Below are 14,648 nucleotides of genomic sequence, written 5' to 3'. Positions count from 1 at the left end.
ACCCCGCCCCTGCACCTGGCGTTCCGGTTCCCCGCTTTGACCCCCTAACATTAAGTACCTACATCCGACTGTGGGGCGCGTATCATTGTCACCCGCGCCCCACAGTCATTCCCGGGCTTTACACCTGGTAGGTGCCGGGTAAGGTTAGGTTAGCCTTATCGATCCCGGCAGGAGGTGAACCGCGTGTACGTCTGCTCATGCTTCGGCGTTACGGAGAAGCAGGTCAAGGAGCACGCGGACGCGGGCGCCTGCACCCCTCGCCAGATCGCCTCGGCCTGCAAGGCCGGAACCGACTGCGGTTCGTGCGTACGACGCATTCAGGCCATCCTCGGGCGCGGCAACTGCCCCCGCCGCGAACTCCTGGACCAGGGGATGCCGGCCCTGACCTCTGCCCCCGAGGATCTCTCCGAAGCCGCGTAGAGCTGCCCGGAGCCCTTAGCTCGGCTGCTCGATGAGCGTCGAGATGTACAGCGCCTCGCCGAGGTTCTCGATCAGCTCGAGCTGCGTGTCGAGGTAGTCGATGTGGTGCTCCTCGTCGGCCAGGATCTCCTCGAAGAGGTTCGCCGAGGTGATGTCCCCCTTGGCGCGCATGACCTCGATGCCACGCTTGAGGCGGTCGATCGCCTCCACCTCCACCTGGCGGTCCGCCTCGAACATCTCCTTGATCGTCTGGCCGACCCGTACATGGAAGAGCCGCTGATAGTTGGGCAGACCGTCCAGCATCAAGATGCGTTCGGTGAGCTTGTCCGCGTGCTTCATCTCATCGATGGACTCTTCGCGGGTGTACTTGGCGAGCTTGGTCCAACCCTTGTTGTCCTGGATGCGGTAGTGCAGCCAGTACTGGTTGATGGCCGTCAGCTCGCCGGTCAGCTGCTCGTTGAGGAACTCGAGGACCTCGGGGTCGCCCTGCATCGCAGAGGCTCCTTCCACGCATGTCTATGTCGTGACTGGGCAGGATGGCCGCATCCTTGCACCGCGGATGGGGGGCGTCCAGTAAGTGCAGGCTTAGTGGGAGTTGCCCTGAATCAAGCTGGTGTGCGAGGTTGGCTGGTCATGACCACCCCTCGCGGTCTGTCACCATGGATGACATGGGTCAGCCGGAGAGCGGAGTACACCGGGAAGCAGGGCAGTCGGATCTTCCGCCGGGGCAGCGCCTGCAGCGCGGCTGGCCGGTCACCCACTACGGCCCCGTCCCCAAGTTCAAGCCCGATCGCTGGGAGTTCCGGGTCTTCGGGGCGACGGCGGACGGCGACAAGCGGTGCTGGAACCACGAGGAGTTCTCGGCGCTCCCGTTCTCCACGGTCGTGGCCGATCTGCACTGCGTCACGAAGTTCAGCATGATCGGGGCCGAATGGGGTGGGGTGCCCGCCCGGACGATCCTGGAGCTCGCCCCGCCTGCCGTCAATGTCACGCATGTGATGGTCTGGGCCGAGTACGGCTTCAGCGCCAACATGCGGCTCTCCGACTTCGCCTCGGATCGCTCGATCTTCGCCACCCACAAGGACGATGAGCTGCTCACCGCCGAGCACGGCTTCCCGCTGCGCCTCGTGGTGCCCCATCTGTACGCCTGGAAAGGGCCCAAGTGGGTCCGGGGCGTGGAGTACATGACCGCCGATCGCCGCGGCTTCTGGGAGGAGCGCGGCTATCACAACATCGGCGATCCGTGGACCGAGCAGCGGTACTCCTACCAGGAGGAGCCCGGGGACGGCCCGGAGCTGTAGACGCCCCCGGCCGCCGTCTCGTGCGCGGTCTCAGTGGTGGTACTGGTGGACCACCGCGTGGCCCTTGCCGCGGCCGATCATCCACTTGTTGACAGGTGTGGTGATCAGGAAGGCGACGAGGAAGGCGAAGGCCAGGGCGCCCCAGAACAGCGCGTCCGAGAGATGGGCGTCCATCGCGCCGGGGACCAGCAGCAGCACGCCGTTGTCGACGATCTCCATCACGGCGATGGAGAGCGTGTCGGCGGCGAGCGCGACGCCGATGGCGGCCTTCAGGCTCAGGCCGGCGCGGGCGACCGCCCACAGCGTCAGCGAGTAGCCGAAGATGAAGGCCAGGACGATGGCGAGGACCATCGTCGGGGCGTTGCCCCAGCCGAGCGCGGTGCCGATGATCATGCCCAGGATCTCGCCGATGGCGCAGCCGGTGAGGCAGTGGAGGGTGGCCTTCGCCGCCATGGCCCAGCTGACCTTGCCGGGGGCATGCTGCTGGTGCCCGCCGTGGCCCGCGTGGGCGGTGTCGCCGTCGTGCCCGTGGTGGGCGGTGTGGTCGTGCGTGGAGTGGTGGTGTGCGTGCGCCTCGTGCTCCATGAGGTCCCCCAATGACCGGTAGCGGTTCCTGCTGCCTCCACAGGAACCGTATACCCCCCAGGGGTATTCCTCAACGGGAAACTCAGCCCCTGAGCTTCTTCAGCCGCTCCACATCCGCCACATGCCCTTCCTTGCCGCCCGGAGTCTCGATGATCAGCGGGACGCCTTCGGTCGAGTGGTGGCGCATGAGCTCACGGAACGGCTCCTCGCCGATGTGGCCGGCCCCGATGTTCGCGTGCCGGTCCTTGTGCGCGCCGACGACGTCCTTGGAGTCATTGGCGTGGATCAGCTTCAGCCGCCCCTCGCCGACGACCTCCACCAGCCGGTCGAGCGTCTGCGTCATGCCGTACGGACCGGTCAGGTCGTGGCCCGCGGCGAAGATGTGGCAGGTGTCCAGACAGATGCCGAGCTTCGGATGACGGTCCAGCGCGTCGAAGTACGGACCGAAGTCCTCGGCGCGCGAGCAGAGGGAGAACCCCTGCCCGGCCGTCGATTCGAGCAGCAGGAACGGATCGTCCGGGTGCGTCAGCTCGTCGAGCAGCGGCCGCATCCGCTCCCGTACCTGGGCCAGCGCCTCCGCCCTCGGCCGGCCGCCGGTCGCCGATCCGGTGTGCACCACCACGCCCTTCGCGCCGATCTCCCGGCCCCGGCGCAGCGAGTGCCGCAGCGACTCCACCGACCTGTCGACGGTCGCCTCGGTGTGGGAGCCGAAGTTGATCAGGTACGGGGCGTGCACCCAGGCGGACAGGGACTCGGCCTCGCATCCGGCGCGGAACAGCTCGTCCTGGGCCGGGTTGCCCACGGGGGTGGCCCAGCCACGCGGGTTGGCGACGAAGACCTGCACGGTCTCCGCGCCCAGCTCGCGGGCGTAGCCCAGACCGACCGTGGCGAGGCCGCCGGCCACGGGGACATGGCCGCCGACGGGGTTGCGCATGAGTTCTTACAGTCCCTTGATCGTGATCGTGACGGTGGAGCCCTCGGGGGCGGTGGAGCCGCCCTCGACGGACTGGCCCGAGACCTTGTCGCCGAGGAAGGGGAAGGTCTTCTCCACCTTCACCTCGAAGCCCGCGCCTTCCAGTCTCTCGCGCGCGGAGTCGGTGGACTCGCCCACGACGTCGGGCACCTCGATCATCCGCGGGCCCTTGGAGACGGTCAGGACGATCCGGTCGCCCTGCGCGGCGCGGCTGCCCTCCGCGAGGGACTGGGCCGCGACGGTGCCGGCCGCCTCGGGGGAGTGGACGCGCTCGGTGGCGACCTCCACCTTGAGTCCGGCTTCCCGGAGCGTGCTCGTGGCCTCGGCCACCGACTCGCCGGCCACATCGGGGACGTCGATCGGGACGCCCTTGCTCACGACCAGGGCCACGGCCGAGTCCGGGCTGCGCTCGGTGCCGGGCTCGGGGTCGGAGCTGATCACGGCGCCCTGCGCGATGTCCTGGCTGAACGCCCGGGTGATCACTCCCGCAGCCAGCCCCTCCTTCGCCAGGAGCCGCTTGGCTTCCGGCAGCGGCTTCCCCTTGAGGTTCGGGACCTTCACGATCTGCGGGCCGCGGGAGATGGTGAGCGTGACCGTGCCGTTGCCCCGGATCCGCGCGCCGGAGGCGGGGTCGGTGGCCATGACCGTGCCGCGCTCGTACACGTCGCTGAAGGCGCGCTTCGTCGTACCGACGTCGAGCCCGGAGTCCCTGAGCCGCTTGGTGGCCTGCGCCTCGCTCTGGCCGAGGACGGAGGGGACGCGGGTGAACTGGCCGGAATTGATGTACCAGACGCCGGTGCCGAGTCCGAGGGTGAGCAGGACGGCGGCCAGGACGAGCAGAGGGCCGCGGGGGCGGCGCGGGGCGCGCCGGGACTCCGGCCGGGGCTCGGGCGGCGGCATCGTCAGCCGGCTGGTGTGCTGCACCGGCTGCTCGGTCTCCGCGGGCAGGGTCCGGGGGATGACGCTGGTCCGGTCCTCGGCCCCCGTGGCGTCCTCCCGGTGCGCCTGCGGCGGGACCGCGTCCAGCTGCTCGTCCCCGAGCGCCGAGCGGGCCTCCCTGGTCAGGGCCAGGAGCGCGACGGCGTCGTAGGGGCGGACGTCGGGGTTGCGGGCGGTCGCGGTCGCCACCAGCTCGTCCAGTTCGAGGGCGAGACCGGGGACGACGGCGGACGGGGCCGGGACGTCGGTGTTCAGATGCTGGTAGAGGACCTGCGCGGGGGTGTCCCCGGAGTGCGGCTTCCCGCCCGTCAGCATCTCGTACAGGACGACACCGCAGGCGTACACGTCGGCGCGGGTGTCCGCGGTGCCGTGCTCGATCTGCTCGGGGGCGAGGTACGACACGGTGCCGAGGACGGAGCCGGTGGTGTTCGTGGCCGAGCCCACGGCCCGTACGAGCCCGAAGTCGGCGACCTTGACCCGGCCGTCGTCCCCTATCAGGACGTTCTCCGGCTTCATGTCCCGGTGCACGAACCCGGCCCGGTGCGCGGCGCCCAGCGCGGCGAGCACCGGCTCCAGGATGTCGAGCGCCGCCCGGGGCTGCAGCGCCCCGCGCTCCCGCAACACGTCGCGCAGGGTGCACCCGGCGACGTACTCCATCGCGAGATAGACGTACGCGCCGTCCGCTCCCTGGTCGAAGACCCCGACGACGTTCGGGTGCGAGAGCCGCGCCACGGACTTCGCCTCGCGGATGAACCGCTCCACGAAGGTGGCGTCGGTGGCGAGGTCCGGGTGCATCACCTTGAGCGCGAGCACCCGGTCGAGTCGGGTGTCGACGGCCCGGTAGACCGTGGCCATCCCGCCGACGGCGATGCGCGCGTCGACGCGGTAGCGGTCGTCGAGCAGCTGCCCGACGAGGGGGTCATGAAGGGTCGTGTCCACGGCCTCGAGTTTACGAGCCGGTGAGGACACCCCGTCCCCACCGGCCGCGACCGCAGCACAGCTGTGACGCGCGGGACCGGTCCGCCGGCCGTCAGAACGCCGGCCGCTCCGGGTCCAGGGCCGCGCGGCCCTCCGTCGGGGACGAGGCCTCCGCGAAGTGGCGGCGCGGGATCCGGCCCGCCCGCCACGCCAGCCGGCCCGCCTCCACCGCGTGCCGCATCCCCTCCGCCATCAGCACCGGCTCCTGCGCCCGGGTCACCGCCGACGCCAGCATGACCGCCGCGCACCCGAGCTCCATCGCCAGGGCGGCGTCCGAGGCCGTCCCCGCCCCCGCGTCCAGGATCACCGGCACTCCGGCCCGCTCCACGATCAGCTGGAAGTTGTGCGGGTTGCGGATCCCCAGCCCGGAGCCGATCGGCGATCCCAGCGGCATGATCGCCGCGCACCCCACGTCCTCCAGCTTCCGCGCGAGGACCGGGTCGTCGTTGGTGTACGGCAGGACGGTGAAGCCGTCGTCCACCAGCGTCTCCGCCGCGTCGAGCAGCTCGATCGGATCGGGCAGCAGGGTCCGCTCGTCGGCGACGACCTCCAGCTTGATCCAGTCGGTGCCCAGCGCCTCCCGGGCGAGCCGAGCCGTCAGGACGGCCTCGCCCGCCGTGAAGCAGCCCGCCGTGTTCGGCAGGACGCGGATGGAGAGCCGGTTCAGCACGGACAGGACCGAGCCCTGCACCGTCGGGTCGAGACGCCGCATGGCGACGGTGGTGAGCTCGGTGCCGCTGGCGATCAGGGAGCGTTCGAGGACGTCCAGGCTCGGGGCGCCGCCCGTGCCCATGATCAGACGCGAGGAGAACTCCGTACCGCCGAGGAGGAAGGTGTCGTCGGACATCGCGCTCAGCCCCCCTGCACGGCGGTGAGGACCTCGACCCGGTCGCCCTCGCCCAGAAGGGTCGCGGACCACTGGCTGCGCGGCACGACCGTCTCGTTGACGGCCGCGGCCACGCCGGACGGCGCCGGCGTCAGCGTCGCGACCAGCGCGTCGAGGGTCGTGGGCGCGGCGAGGACACGGGCCTCGCCGTTGACGGAGACGTTCGTCGAGTCGTTCATGCGGGCTGCTCCTGACGTACGGGGGAGAAGCGGCGGGGGGTGAAGGGGCGGGCCTCGTCCGGAAGCTCGCCGGTGGTGAGGAGGTCGGCCATCACATCGCCGGTGACGGGGGTGAGCAGGACCCCGTTGCGGTAGTGCCCCGTCGCCAGCCGCAGGCCGGGCAGGGCGGTCGGGCCGAGCAGCGGCGCGTTGTCCGGGGAGCCGGGCCGCAGGCCGGCGCGGGTCTCGGTGAGCGGCAGCTCGGTGATGCCCGGCACCAGCTCGTGGGCGTCGCGCAGCAGCTCGTAGACCCCGCCCGCCGTCACGGTGGTGTCCCAGCCCAGTTCCTCGCTGGTCGCGCCGATCACCAGCTCGCCGTTCTCGCGCGGCACCAGATAGACGTGGCTGCCGCGCACGACGGCCCGGACGGTCCGCGACAGGAACGGCGCGTACGCCTCCGGCACGGTCAGCCGCAGCACCTGACCCTTGACCGGGCGTACGGGTGGCAGCACGTCGTCCGGTACGCCGGCGAGCCGGCCGCTGAGGCTGCCCGCGGCCAGCACGACCTGGTCCGCTTCGAGCGCCTCGCCCCCGGCGAGCAGCCCGCCCGCCGCCCGGTCCCGTACGACGGTCAGCCGCTCCGCGAGGGCCCGGTGGAAGATCACGCCGGCCCGCTCGCAGGCGGTGACCAGCGCGGCGGCGAGCCGGCGCGGATCGACCTGGTGGTCGCCGTCGACCCGTAGCCCGCCGCGCACGCCGGGGGCCAGCATCGGCTCCAGACGACGGCAGTCACGGCCGCTGAGCCACTCCGACTCCAGGCCGCAGCGGGTCTGCAGGGCGTGCAGCTCGCGCAGATGCGCCCGGTCGTCCGCGTCGAGCGCGACGGCGAGCGTGCCGCAGGCGCGGTACCCCACGTCGTGTCCCGTGGCGTCCCGGAGCTCGGCGACGAAGTCGGGATAGCGGCGCGCGGAGGCGAGGTTGAGGGCGAGCAGGGTCTCCTCGCCGTAGTGGAGTTCGGTGACGGCGGCCAGCATCCCGGCCGCCACACGGGCGGCACCGCCGCCCGGTTCCGGGTCGACGACCGCGGTGCGCAGTCCGCGCTGCGCGGCCCGCCAGGCCGTGACCAGACCGATGATTCCGCCCCCGATGACGAGGACGTCGGATGTACGCGACATGGGCGTCCAGCCCCTCCCTTCGCCGGCATGACCCGGATCAGGTTCGTACGGTCGGAGGCCGGCCAGCCTCCCTCTCAGCCCGGTGCGTCCGGGCTCCCGCGAGTGCTCTACGTTGACGGTCAGACTAACCCCCGCCCCCGACGCCCAGTAAGGGAGCCTCCGCAGTGGCTCGATCTCTCGACGGCCTCGTGCTCGCGCCCGTCGCCGACCAGGCCCCCGGTCAGGTCGGCACACGCACCCGCTTCACGTACCACGAGGAGGACGGCCGGATCTGGGCCGAGTACGCGGGCGGCGACGTGGTCCGCGGGAACCTCGTGGGCACGCGCGCGGGGGACCGGCTCGACTTCCGCTACGTCCAGTTGAAGGGGGACGGATCCACCTCTTCCGGGCATTGCGTCTCGATCGTGGTGGAGCTGCCGGACGGGCGCGTTCGGCTGGAGGAGACCTGGGCATGGGAGTCCCAGGAGGGCTCCGGCACGAGCGTGGTCGAACAGCCGCCTTCCTGACGGTGCGTCAGATGCGTAAGGTGATCGGGTGAGCGAGCAGAAGCAGGCACAACAGCGGGTCGTGATCGTGGGCGCCGGCATGGCGGGGGTGCAGACCGCCGTCGCCCTGCGCGAACAGGGCTTCACCGGCCAGGTCACCCTCATCGGCGCCGAGCCGCACCAGCCCTACGACCGGCCGCCCCTCTCCAAGGCCGTGCTCCTCGGCAAGGCCGAGGACTCCGCCTTCGACGTCGACTTCGAGGCCCTCGCCATCGAACTGCGTCTCGGTCTCGACGTCACCGGGCTGCGCGCCGAGGAGCACGAGGTCGACACCGAGGCCGGACCCGTCCCGTACGACCTCCTGGTCGTCGCCACCGGTGCCGAGCCGGTCACCCTGCCCGGCGCCGAAGGTGTGCCCGGCGTCCATCTGCTGCGCACCCTCGACGACGCCGCCCGCCTCAAGCCCGTCCTGGAGCGGCGCCACGACATCGTGGTGGTCGGCGCCGGCTGGATCGGTGCCGAGTTCGCCACCGCCGCACGCGAGGCGGGCTGCGCCGTCATCGTCGTGGAGGCCGCCGACCGGCCGCTCGCCGGCGCGCTCCCCGTCGAGGTCACCGCCCCGATGGCGCAGTGGTACGAGGAGAGCGGCACCGAACTCCTCACCCACGCGCGCGTGGCCGCAGTCGAACCCGGCACGGTCGTCCTGACCGACGGACGCAGGCTGCCCGCGGAGGCGGTCGTCGTCGGCATCGGCGCCCGCCCCGCCACCGGCTGGCTCGCCGACTCCGGCATCGCCCGTGACGCGGACGGCTCCGTCACCGCCGACGAGCGGCTGCGCACCTCCCTGCCCGACGTGTACGCCGTCGGCGACTGCGCCTCCTTCCCCTCCGCCCGCTACGGCCGCCGCCTCCTGGTCCACCACTGGGACAACGCGCTCCAGGGCCCGCGCACCGTCGCGGCCGACATCATCGGCGAGGTCCCCCGGCCGTACGACCCGGTGCCGTACTTCTGGTCCGAGCAGTTCGGCCGCTTCGTGCAGTACGCGGGGCACCACGGAGGCGACACGGAGCTGCTCCGGCGCGGCGACCCGGCCGGCCCCTCCTGGTCGGCGCTCTGGCTGCGCGACGGCGCCCTGGTCGCGCTGCTCGCCGTCGGACGCCCCCGTGACCTGGCCCAGGGCCGCAAGCTGATCGAGTCCGGCGCCCGGATCGATCCGCAGCGGGCCGCGGACCCTTCCGTCCCCCTGAAGGCGGCAGTCCTGTAGGGCTCGACTACCGGCTGTCAGTCCGGGATGGCAGGCTTGTCCACGTGACCGAGATTGACGCAAGAACCGATGCTCTCGTCCCCGCCTGGCTCTACCTCCCCGACATCGCGGAAATGCTCGATGTCGAGGTGACGCGCGTGCGGCAGCTGGTCAAGGAGGGCCAGCTCATCGCCGTACGCCGCGGCGAGAACAAGGCGCTTCAGGTGCCCGCCGCCTTCATCGACGGCGACAAGGTGGTCAAGGGGCTCTCCGGGACCCTGACCCTCCTGAAGGACGACGGCTTCACCGACGAAGAGATGCTGGAGTGGCTCTTCACTCCCGACCCGAGCCTGCCGGGCACGCCCGCGCAGGCCCTCAGCGAGAATCGTGGCACGGAGGTGAAGCGCCGCGCCCAGGCGCTCGCCGTCTGACGCACCGAAGACACCACAGAGGCTCCGTGCGGCCGGGCCCGTCCCGGTCGCACGGAACCACCGCACCCAACGGGGGGAAGTACCCATGTCCACGCCTCGCGAGCAGCTCGCCGACGCCCGGCTCTATCTGTGCACGGACGCCCGCAGGCGCCAGGGAGACCTGCCCGCCTTCCTCGACGCCGTGCTCTCCTCCGGCGTGGACATCGTGCAGCTCCGCGACAAGGGCATGGAGGCCGGCGAGGAGCTGGAGCACCTCGCCGTCCTCGCCGACGCCTGCCGGCGCCACGGCAAGCTGCTCGCCGTCAACGACCGGGCCGATGTCGCCCACGCCATCGGTTCCGACGTGCTGCACCTGGGCCAGGGCGACCTGCCCGTGCCCGCCGCCCGCGCGATCCTCGGCGAGGAAGTCCTGATCGGCCGTTCCTGCCACGGCGAGTCCGAGGTGGACGCGGCCGTCGCCGAGCCCGGCGTGGACTACTTCTGCACCGGCCCCTGCTGGCCCACCCCGACCAAGCCCGGCCGGTACGCCCCCGGCCTCGGTCTGGTGCGGTACGCGGCGGCCCTGGAGCAGGACCGGCCCTGGTTCGCCATCGGCGGGATCGACGAGACCACCCTCGACGAGGTCCTGGACGCGGGCGCCCGCCGGATCGTGGTCGTCCGGGCGATCACCGAGGCCGACGACCCGGCCGCGGCGACGGCCCGCCTGGCCAAGCGGGTCCGTGAGCGCTCGGCCTGATCTCCCCGCCGCAGGCCGCCGTCCGTGACCTTTTCGGCGCAATGTCCGAAGGTCGGGTCCACCCCTTGTGCGTTGTCCAAAAACGTGTCCATTCCTCGGACGAGGCTTCGCCGGTCGTGTGACCCCGTCTAACCTGCCGGTATGGCCCTTGGTACCGCTTCCACCCGCACGGACCGTGCCCGCACGGTCCGCGAGATCCTCGCTGCCGGCAAGCCGTCGTACTCCTTCGAGTTCTACGCGCCCCGGACGGAGAAGGGCGAGCGGAGCCTGTGGAACGCCCTGCGCAGAGTGGAGGCGGTCGGGCCGAGCTTCGTCTCGGTGACCTACGGCGCGGGCGGCTCGACCCGCGGCGGGACGGTCAAGGCGACCCAGAAGATCGCCGGCGACACCACGCTCACCCCGGTCGCGCACCTCACCGCGGTCGACCACTCCATCGCCGAGCTGCGCAACGTCCTGGGTCAGTACGCCGACGCCGGCATCCGGAACATGCTCGCCCTGCGCGGCGACCCGCCGGGCGACCCGCTGGGGGAGTGGATCGAGCATCCCGAGGGCGTGCGGTACGCCGCCGACCTCGTCCGGCTGATCAAGGAATCCGGAGACTTCTGCGTCGGTGTCGCCGCCTTCCCCGAGATGCACCCCCGCTCGGACGACTGGGACACGGACATCCGTCACTTCGTGGACAAGTGCCGGGCCGGCGCCGACTACGCGATCACGCAGATGTTCTTCGACCCGGACAACTACCTCCGGATGCGCGACAGCGTGGCGAAGGCCGGCTGCGAGACGCCGATCATCCCCGAAGTCATGCCTGTTGTGAACGTCAAGACCCTCGACCGGCTCCCCCAGCTGAGCAACGCGCACTTCCCGGCCGATGTGAAAGAACGCATCCTCGCCGTCAAGGACGACGCGGCCGCTGTACGCTCCATTGGCATCGAGTTCGCGACGGAGTTCTGCGCGCGTCTGCTCTCCGAGGGTGTCCCCGGACTGCACTTCATCACGCTGAACAACTCCACCGCGACGCTGGAGATCTACGAGAATCTCGGACTGCACGTGCAGTCGTGAACGGCGTACCCGCCCCAGACCCGCGGCGGTGGCCGTAGGAGAGGGGCGGGCATGGGGTGGACGGTCCTCTACATCGCGTTCGGCGTTGTCGCGTTGTGGCTGCTGGGTGAGGTGCTGCTGCAGTACAAGGCGCGCCTGCGCTGGCGAGTTCTCGCCTTCTGCGGCTTCCTCGGCGTGGTCCTGGGCGTCCTCATGCCCTCGGTCGCGGTGATCATCGTCGGGGCGATCGCCTTCGCCGTCGGCCAGACCTATGTGACCCTGTCCTTCCGCCGCGGCTTCTCCACCGGCTGGGCCATCGGCGGGAGCCCGGGCGAGAGCCGCCGCCGCAGGTCGTCCGCGCCGGCCGAGACGGGCCCCACCCTGGAGGTCAGCGACCTCTCCTACGAGCACGCGGAGCCCTCGGCCGCCGAGTCCACCGCGGTCTACGAGCCCCAGCCGATGGACGAGGACACCGGCCAGTACGGCATCTACGACACCTCGTACGGCCACGGTCACGCCCAGGCGCAGCAGCAGGAGCAGCCCGCCTACAGCGCCGGATACGACGGCTACACCCCCGGGTACGAGCAGCCCGCGTACCAGACCGGCTACGAGCAGCCGGCCTACGACTACGGCAGCGGTCAGCAGCAGTACGCCGCCTACTCCGACCCGTACATCGGTCCGGGGACGGACGGCCAGCAGTACGCCTCGTACGACTACGGCACGGGGCAGCAGCAGTACGCCGCCGACCCCTACGCGCCCTCGTACGGCTACGACACCCCGCCCGGCGGCGTGTGGGTGCCCCAGCAGCGCGACAACGAGCAGCCCGCCCCGCAGCAGGGGCAGGAGCACTACGGCTACGGCAACGACCAGCAGTACCGGTACTGACCGGCCCCACCGCTCCTGACGCGGCTCAGCGCGAACCGCGGAAGTCCGCGCCCTCCACGATCAGCCCGGCGACGAGCGCCCCCGACATCCCGGCGTGGGCGAGCCCGCCGCCGGGATGGGACCAGCCGCCGACGAAGTGGAGCCCCGGCAGCGGGGAACGGTTCGCGGCGGGCAGGAACAGGCCGCGGCCGCCCCCGAGCGCCGGTCCGGGCACCTCCTGTGCGCCCGTCTCCCGCAGGGTGTCGTCCGGCGTACGGACCTCCTGCCAGAGCAGCCGCTCGCGCAGATCGGGGACGGCCGACTCCGCCGCCGCCACCATCTCCCGCGCGATGTCCGCCCAGTCGTCCTCGGGGTTCAGCCCCACCGTGGACGTGACGGTGACCGATTCGTGGTCGTCGTCGGGGCGCAGCGCGGGATCGTCGGCCCGGAGCACGGTCACCGCGGGACGGTCCCCGCTCCCGTGGACGACCGTCCGGTGAGCCGCGCCGGCCTCCCGGGCTCCGCGCAGCGCCAGACAGACCGTCACCCGGCCCGTGAGGGCGGCCTGGTACCGCGGCCAGTCGTCCTGGCGCTCCCAGGTCACGACCTGCTCCCGGTAGAGCGCGGGGACGGGCGCGCCCGCGACGACATGGTCCGCCTCGACGAGCTCTCCGCCCACCAGCCGGACCCCGGCCGCCCGGCCGTCCTTCTCCACCACCTCGTCGACGGCGGTGTCGAAGACGAACTCCACCCGCCGCTTCCGGCACCGCTCGTACACCGCGTCCGCGAGCGCCCTGATGCCGCCGCCCACGTACCAGGTGCCGAAGGTCTGCTCCATGTACGGCAGGACGGCGGCCGCGGCCGGGGCGGTGGCGGGGTCGAAGCCGTAACTCCAGGCATACGAGTCGAGGAGCGCGGCGAGCCGCGGGTCGCGCAGCTCACGGGCGCCGATCTGCGCGAGCGTGGTCGTGGGCCGGCGCAGGAGCCCCGCCTTCAGGGCGGGGTAGGGCTCGCGGCCCAGCGCCGAGGCGTCCGCGGGCTGCGGCTCCTCGAGGAGCGGGCGACGGGTGCGGTCCCAGGCCTCGCGGGCCCGGACCAGGAACTCGCCCCAGCGCTCGCCCGTGCCCGCGCCGAGCGCCGCGTCCAGCGCGGAGACCGTGCCCGCGCGCGAGGCGTTCGGCAGGTCCACGCGGGTGCCGTCGGCGAAGACATGACGGCTCGCCGGGTCGACCTGCGCCAGCTCGACGCACTCCTCCAGCGGCTCCTTGCCGGTCTTGACGAACAGATCGCGGTAGACCGCGGGCAGATGCAGCAGTCCCGGGCCGGTGTCGAAGCCGAACCCGTCCCGCTCGAAGCGGCGCACCGCGCCGCCGTACGTCCCGCCGGCCTCGTAGACCGTCACCCGATGGCCCGCCACGGCCAGCCGGGCCGCCGCCGCCATGGCGCCGAGCCCCGCGCCGATCACCACAATCCGTGCCATGTCAGCGACTTTATCCGGCCCCTCGGACAGTGCCGAAGGCCAGGTGGGCCCGGTGGGCGGGCGGGGTCAGAAGTGCTCCGAGCCGTCCCCGGACGGCGCCCGGGCCCGTGTCCGGGTCTCCGAGGCCGCCAGCCGCTTCTCCTCCCGTCGCTGCGCCCTGCGGCGCAGGAAACGGTGGATGCGCCGGGCGAGGAAGATCAGTATCACCAGGCCGAGCACGAGGAGCGCGGCCGCGATGATCGCCGCCACCTCCGGATTGAATATCGCGAAGGTGATGATCCCGGCGACCCCGAGGTCCTCGGCCAGACTTATCCCGATGTTGGAGAAAGGCTCGGGCGAGGTGTTGATCGCCATCCTCGTCCCGGCCTTGACGAAGTGGCTCAGCAGAGCCGTCGTGCCGCCGACCGCACCCGCCGCGAGCTCGGGCAGCGAACCGGACTCCCCGGCGAGCAGCGCGGCCACGACCGCGCCGGCGATCGGCCGGATCACCGTATGGACGGAGTCCCAGGCGGAGTCGACATAGGGGATCTTGTCCGCCACCGCCTCGCACAGGAACAACACCCCGGCGACGATCATGACATCCGTGCGCTGCAACGACTCGGGCACCTCGTCGGTGAGGCCGGTCGCGCCGAAGACGCCGAGCAGCAGGACCACCGCGTACGCGTTGATCCCGCTCGCCCAGCCGCTGGTGAAGACGAGCGGGAGTACGGACACGCCCGCGATCGTATCCAGGTCTGAGTACCCGTACCTAGACCATGAGATGAGTAGGCATGCGGATGGGTTCCGACCTGCGCAGACGGAAGACTGGAGGCAACGGAAGGGGCACGGCTCCGGACCGCCGACACGGGGCGGCGGAACGGGGCCGTGCGCCTGCCGGCACGGGGGTGCACGGGGGTACCACGGGGGAGCACGGGGGTGCGGAAACGCCGGACGGCGAGGCTCGGGGGGATCGAGCC

The 14,648-nt window shown here is 71.7% G+C and carries 17 protein-coding genes and 1 riboswitch; of the genes, 8 read left to right on the top strand and 9 right to left on the bottom strand.

Features of this window, described 5'->3' with window-relative positions:
• Positions 1-174 precede the first annotated feature (174 nt).
• Positions 175-420, top strand: coding sequence for a (2Fe-2S)-binding protein (locus ACFQ7Q_RS35150; RefSeq protein ID WP_329121521.1), 246 nt, complete (start codon positions 175-177; stop codon positions 418-420).
• A 15-nt stretch (positions 421-435) separates the two neighbouring features.
• Here ACFQ7Q_RS35150 and bfr read toward each other — a convergent pair whose 3' ends face one another.
• On the bottom strand, positions 436-912 hold the full coding sequence (gene bfr / locus ACFQ7Q_RS35145) for a bacterioferritin (RefSeq protein WP_383562419.1): 477 nt from the start codon (positions 910-912) through the stop codon (positions 436-438).
• 176 nt (positions 913-1,088) lie between these two features.
• On the opposite strand from bfr, the gene ACFQ7Q_RS35140 reads away from it, so the two are divergent.
• Positions 1,089-1,721, top strand: a complete 633-nt coding sequence (locus ACFQ7Q_RS35140) for a sulfite oxidase-like oxidoreductase (RefSeq protein ID WP_383562417.1) — start codon at positions 1,089-1,091, stop codon at positions 1,719-1,721.
• Positions 1,722-1,751: 30 nt separating this feature from the next.
• On the opposite strand, the gene ACFQ7Q_RS35135 is transcribed toward ACFQ7Q_RS35140, so the two are convergent.
• From ACFQ7Q_RS35135 to thiO, 6 genes are all read right to left on the bottom strand, one after another.
• Positions 1,752-2,306: a DUF4396 domain-containing protein gene (locus ACFQ7Q_RS35135; protein ID WP_383562415.1), complete on the bottom strand. Its 555-nt coding sequence runs from the start codon at positions 2,304-2,306 to the stop codon at positions 1,752-1,754.
• Positions 2,307-2,388: 82 nt separating this feature from the next.
• The gene (locus tag ACFQ7Q_RS35130) at positions 2,389-3,240 is read right to left on the bottom strand and encodes a deoxyribonuclease IV (RefSeq protein WP_383562413.1); all 852 of its coding nucleotides are present in this window, start codon (positions 3,238-3,240) and stop codon (positions 2,389-2,391) included.
• Positions 3,241-3,246: 6 nt separating this feature from the next.
• Entirely contained in the window at positions 3,247-5,157 is a 1,911-nt protein-coding gene (pknB, locus tag ACFQ7Q_RS35125; RefSeq protein ID WP_383562411.1) for a Stk1 family PASTA domain-containing Ser/Thr kinase, read from the bottom strand.
• Positions 5,158-5,248: 91 nt separating this feature from the next.
• Positions 5,249-6,043 carry a thiazole synthase gene (locus tag ACFQ7Q_RS35120; RefSeq protein WP_383562409.1) on the bottom strand — a complete coding sequence of 265 codons (795 nt, stop codon included), beginning with the start codon at positions 6,041-6,043 and terminating at the stop codon, positions 5,249-5,251.
• 5 nt (positions 6,044-6,048) lie between these two features.
• Positions 6,049-6,261, bottom strand: a complete 213-nt coding sequence (gene thiS, locus ACFQ7Q_RS35115) for a sulfur carrier protein ThiS (RefSeq protein ID WP_383562407.1) — start codon at positions 6,259-6,261, stop codon at positions 6,049-6,051.
• Entirely contained in the window at positions 6,258-7,415 is a 1,158-nt protein-coding gene (gene thiO / locus ACFQ7Q_RS35110) for a glycine oxidase ThiO (protein ID WP_383562405.1), read from the bottom strand. Before thiO ends, thiS begins: the two co-directional genes overlap by 4 nt.
• Positions 7,413-7,525: riboswitch (TPP riboswitch) on the bottom strand. It overlaps the preceding gene by 3 nt.
• A gap of 54 nt (positions 7,526-7,579) precedes the next feature.
• Between thiO and ACFQ7Q_RS35105 the strand changes: the two genes are divergently transcribed.
• The 6 genes from ACFQ7Q_RS35105 to ACFQ7Q_RS35080 all read left to right on the top strand — a co-directional run bounded on the left by ACFQ7Q_RS35105 (position 7,580) and on the right by ACFQ7Q_RS35080 (position 12,233).
• Positions 7,580-7,921, top strand: a complete 342-nt coding sequence (locus ACFQ7Q_RS35105) for a hypothetical protein (protein WP_383562403.1) — start codon at positions 7,580-7,582, stop codon at positions 7,919-7,921.
• 28 nt (positions 7,922-7,949) lie between these two features.
• Positions 7,950-9,164, top strand: coding sequence for an NAD(P)/FAD-dependent oxidoreductase (locus tag ACFQ7Q_RS35100; RefSeq protein ID WP_383562401.1), 1,215 nt, complete (start codon positions 7,950-7,952; stop codon positions 9,162-9,164).
• A 44-nt stretch (positions 9,165-9,208) separates the two neighbouring features.
• Positions 9,209-9,574 carry an Rv2175c family DNA-binding protein gene (locus ACFQ7Q_RS35095; protein ID WP_383562399.1) on the top strand — a complete coding sequence of 122 codons (366 nt, stop codon included), beginning with the start codon at positions 9,209-9,211 and terminating at the stop codon, positions 9,572-9,574.
• An 85-nt stretch (positions 9,575-9,659) separates the two neighbouring features.
• Positions 9,660-10,310: a thiamine phosphate synthase gene (gene thiE / locus ACFQ7Q_RS35090; protein WP_383562397.1), complete on the top strand. Its 651-nt coding sequence runs from the start codon at positions 9,660-9,662 to the stop codon at positions 10,308-10,310.
• Positions 10,311-10,451: 141 nt separating this feature from the next.
• Positions 10,452-11,369, top strand: coding sequence for a methylenetetrahydrofolate reductase [NAD(P)H] (metF, locus tag ACFQ7Q_RS35085; protein ID WP_383562395.1), 918 nt, complete (start codon positions 10,452-10,454; stop codon positions 11,367-11,369).
• A gap of 51 nt (positions 11,370-11,420) precedes the next feature.
• Positions 11,421-12,233 carry a hypothetical protein gene (locus tag ACFQ7Q_RS35080; protein WP_383562393.1) on the top strand — a complete coding sequence of 271 codons (813 nt, stop codon included), beginning with the start codon at positions 11,421-11,423 and terminating at the stop codon, positions 12,231-12,233.
• A gap of 25 nt (positions 12,234-12,258) precedes the next feature.
• Here the strand turns inward: ACFQ7Q_RS35080 and ACFQ7Q_RS35075 are convergent, their stop codons facing one another.
• Positions 12,259-13,692 (bottom strand): phytoene desaturase family protein, encoded by a 1,434-nt coding sequence (locus ACFQ7Q_RS35075; RefSeq protein WP_383562391.1) that lies wholly within the window; start codon positions 13,690-13,692, stop codon positions 12,259-12,261.
• A gap of 66 nt (positions 13,693-13,758) precedes the next feature.
• A complete protein-coding gene (locus ACFQ7Q_RS35070; RefSeq protein ID WP_383562388.1) occupies positions 13,759-14,406 on the bottom strand; it encodes a DUF4126 domain-containing protein in 648 nt (215 codons plus the stop codon).
• Between the last annotated feature and the right edge of the window lie 242 nt (positions 14,407-14,648).

It is taken from the genome of Streptomyces sp. NPDC056527 (assembly GCF_042794475.1).
GTDB lineage: Bacteria > Actinomycetota > Actinomycetes > Streptomycetales > Streptomycetaceae > Streptomyces.
Note: the sequence above shows the minus strand (reverse complement) of the source record. Positions and strands in the feature narration are given on the sequence as shown.

Excerpts from the sequence above, each read along its gene's own strand:
- bfr (WP_383562419.1), bottom strand. The coding sequence starts at position 912 with ATGCAGGGCGACCCCGAGGTCCTCGAGTTCCTCAACGAGCAGCTGACC.
- ACFQ7Q_RS35140 (WP_383562417.1), top strand. The coding sequence starts at position 1,089 with ATGGGTCAGCCGGAGAGCGGAGTACACCGGGAAGCAGGGCAGTCGGAT.
- ACFQ7Q_RS35135 (WP_383562415.1), bottom strand. The coding sequence starts at position 2,306 with ATGGAGCACGAGGCGCACGCACACCACCACTCCACGCACGACCACACC.
- ACFQ7Q_RS35130 (WP_383562413.1), bottom strand. The coding sequence starts at position 3,240 with ATGCGCAACCCCGTCGGCGGCCATGTCCCCGTGGCCGGCGGCCTCGCC.
- ACFQ7Q_RS35120 (WP_383562409.1), bottom strand. The coding sequence starts at position 6,043 with ATGTCCGACGACACCTTCCTCCTCGGCGGTACGGAGTTCTCCTCGCGT.
- thiS (WP_383562407.1), bottom strand. The coding sequence starts at position 6,261 with ATGAACGACTCGACGAACGTCTCCGTCAACGGCGAGGCCCGTGTCCTC.
- thiO (WP_383562405.1), bottom strand. The coding sequence starts at position 7,415 with ATGTCGCGTACATCCGACGTCCTCGTCATCGGGGGCGGAATCATCGGT.
- thiE (WP_383562397.1), top strand. The coding sequence starts at position 9,660 with ATGTCCACGCCTCGCGAGCAGCTCGCCGACGCCCGGCTCTATCTGTGC.
- metF (WP_383562395.1), top strand. The coding sequence starts at position 10,452 with ATGGCCCTTGGTACCGCTTCCACCCGCACGGACCGTGCCCGCACGGTC.
- ACFQ7Q_RS35080 (WP_383562393.1), top strand. The coding sequence starts at position 11,421 with ATGGGGTGGACGGTCCTCTACATCGCGTTCGGCGTTGTCGCGTTGTGG.
- ACFQ7Q_RS35075 (WP_383562391.1), bottom strand. The coding sequence starts at position 13,692 with ATGGCACGGATTGTGGTGATCGGCGCGGGGCTCGGCGCCATGGCGGCG.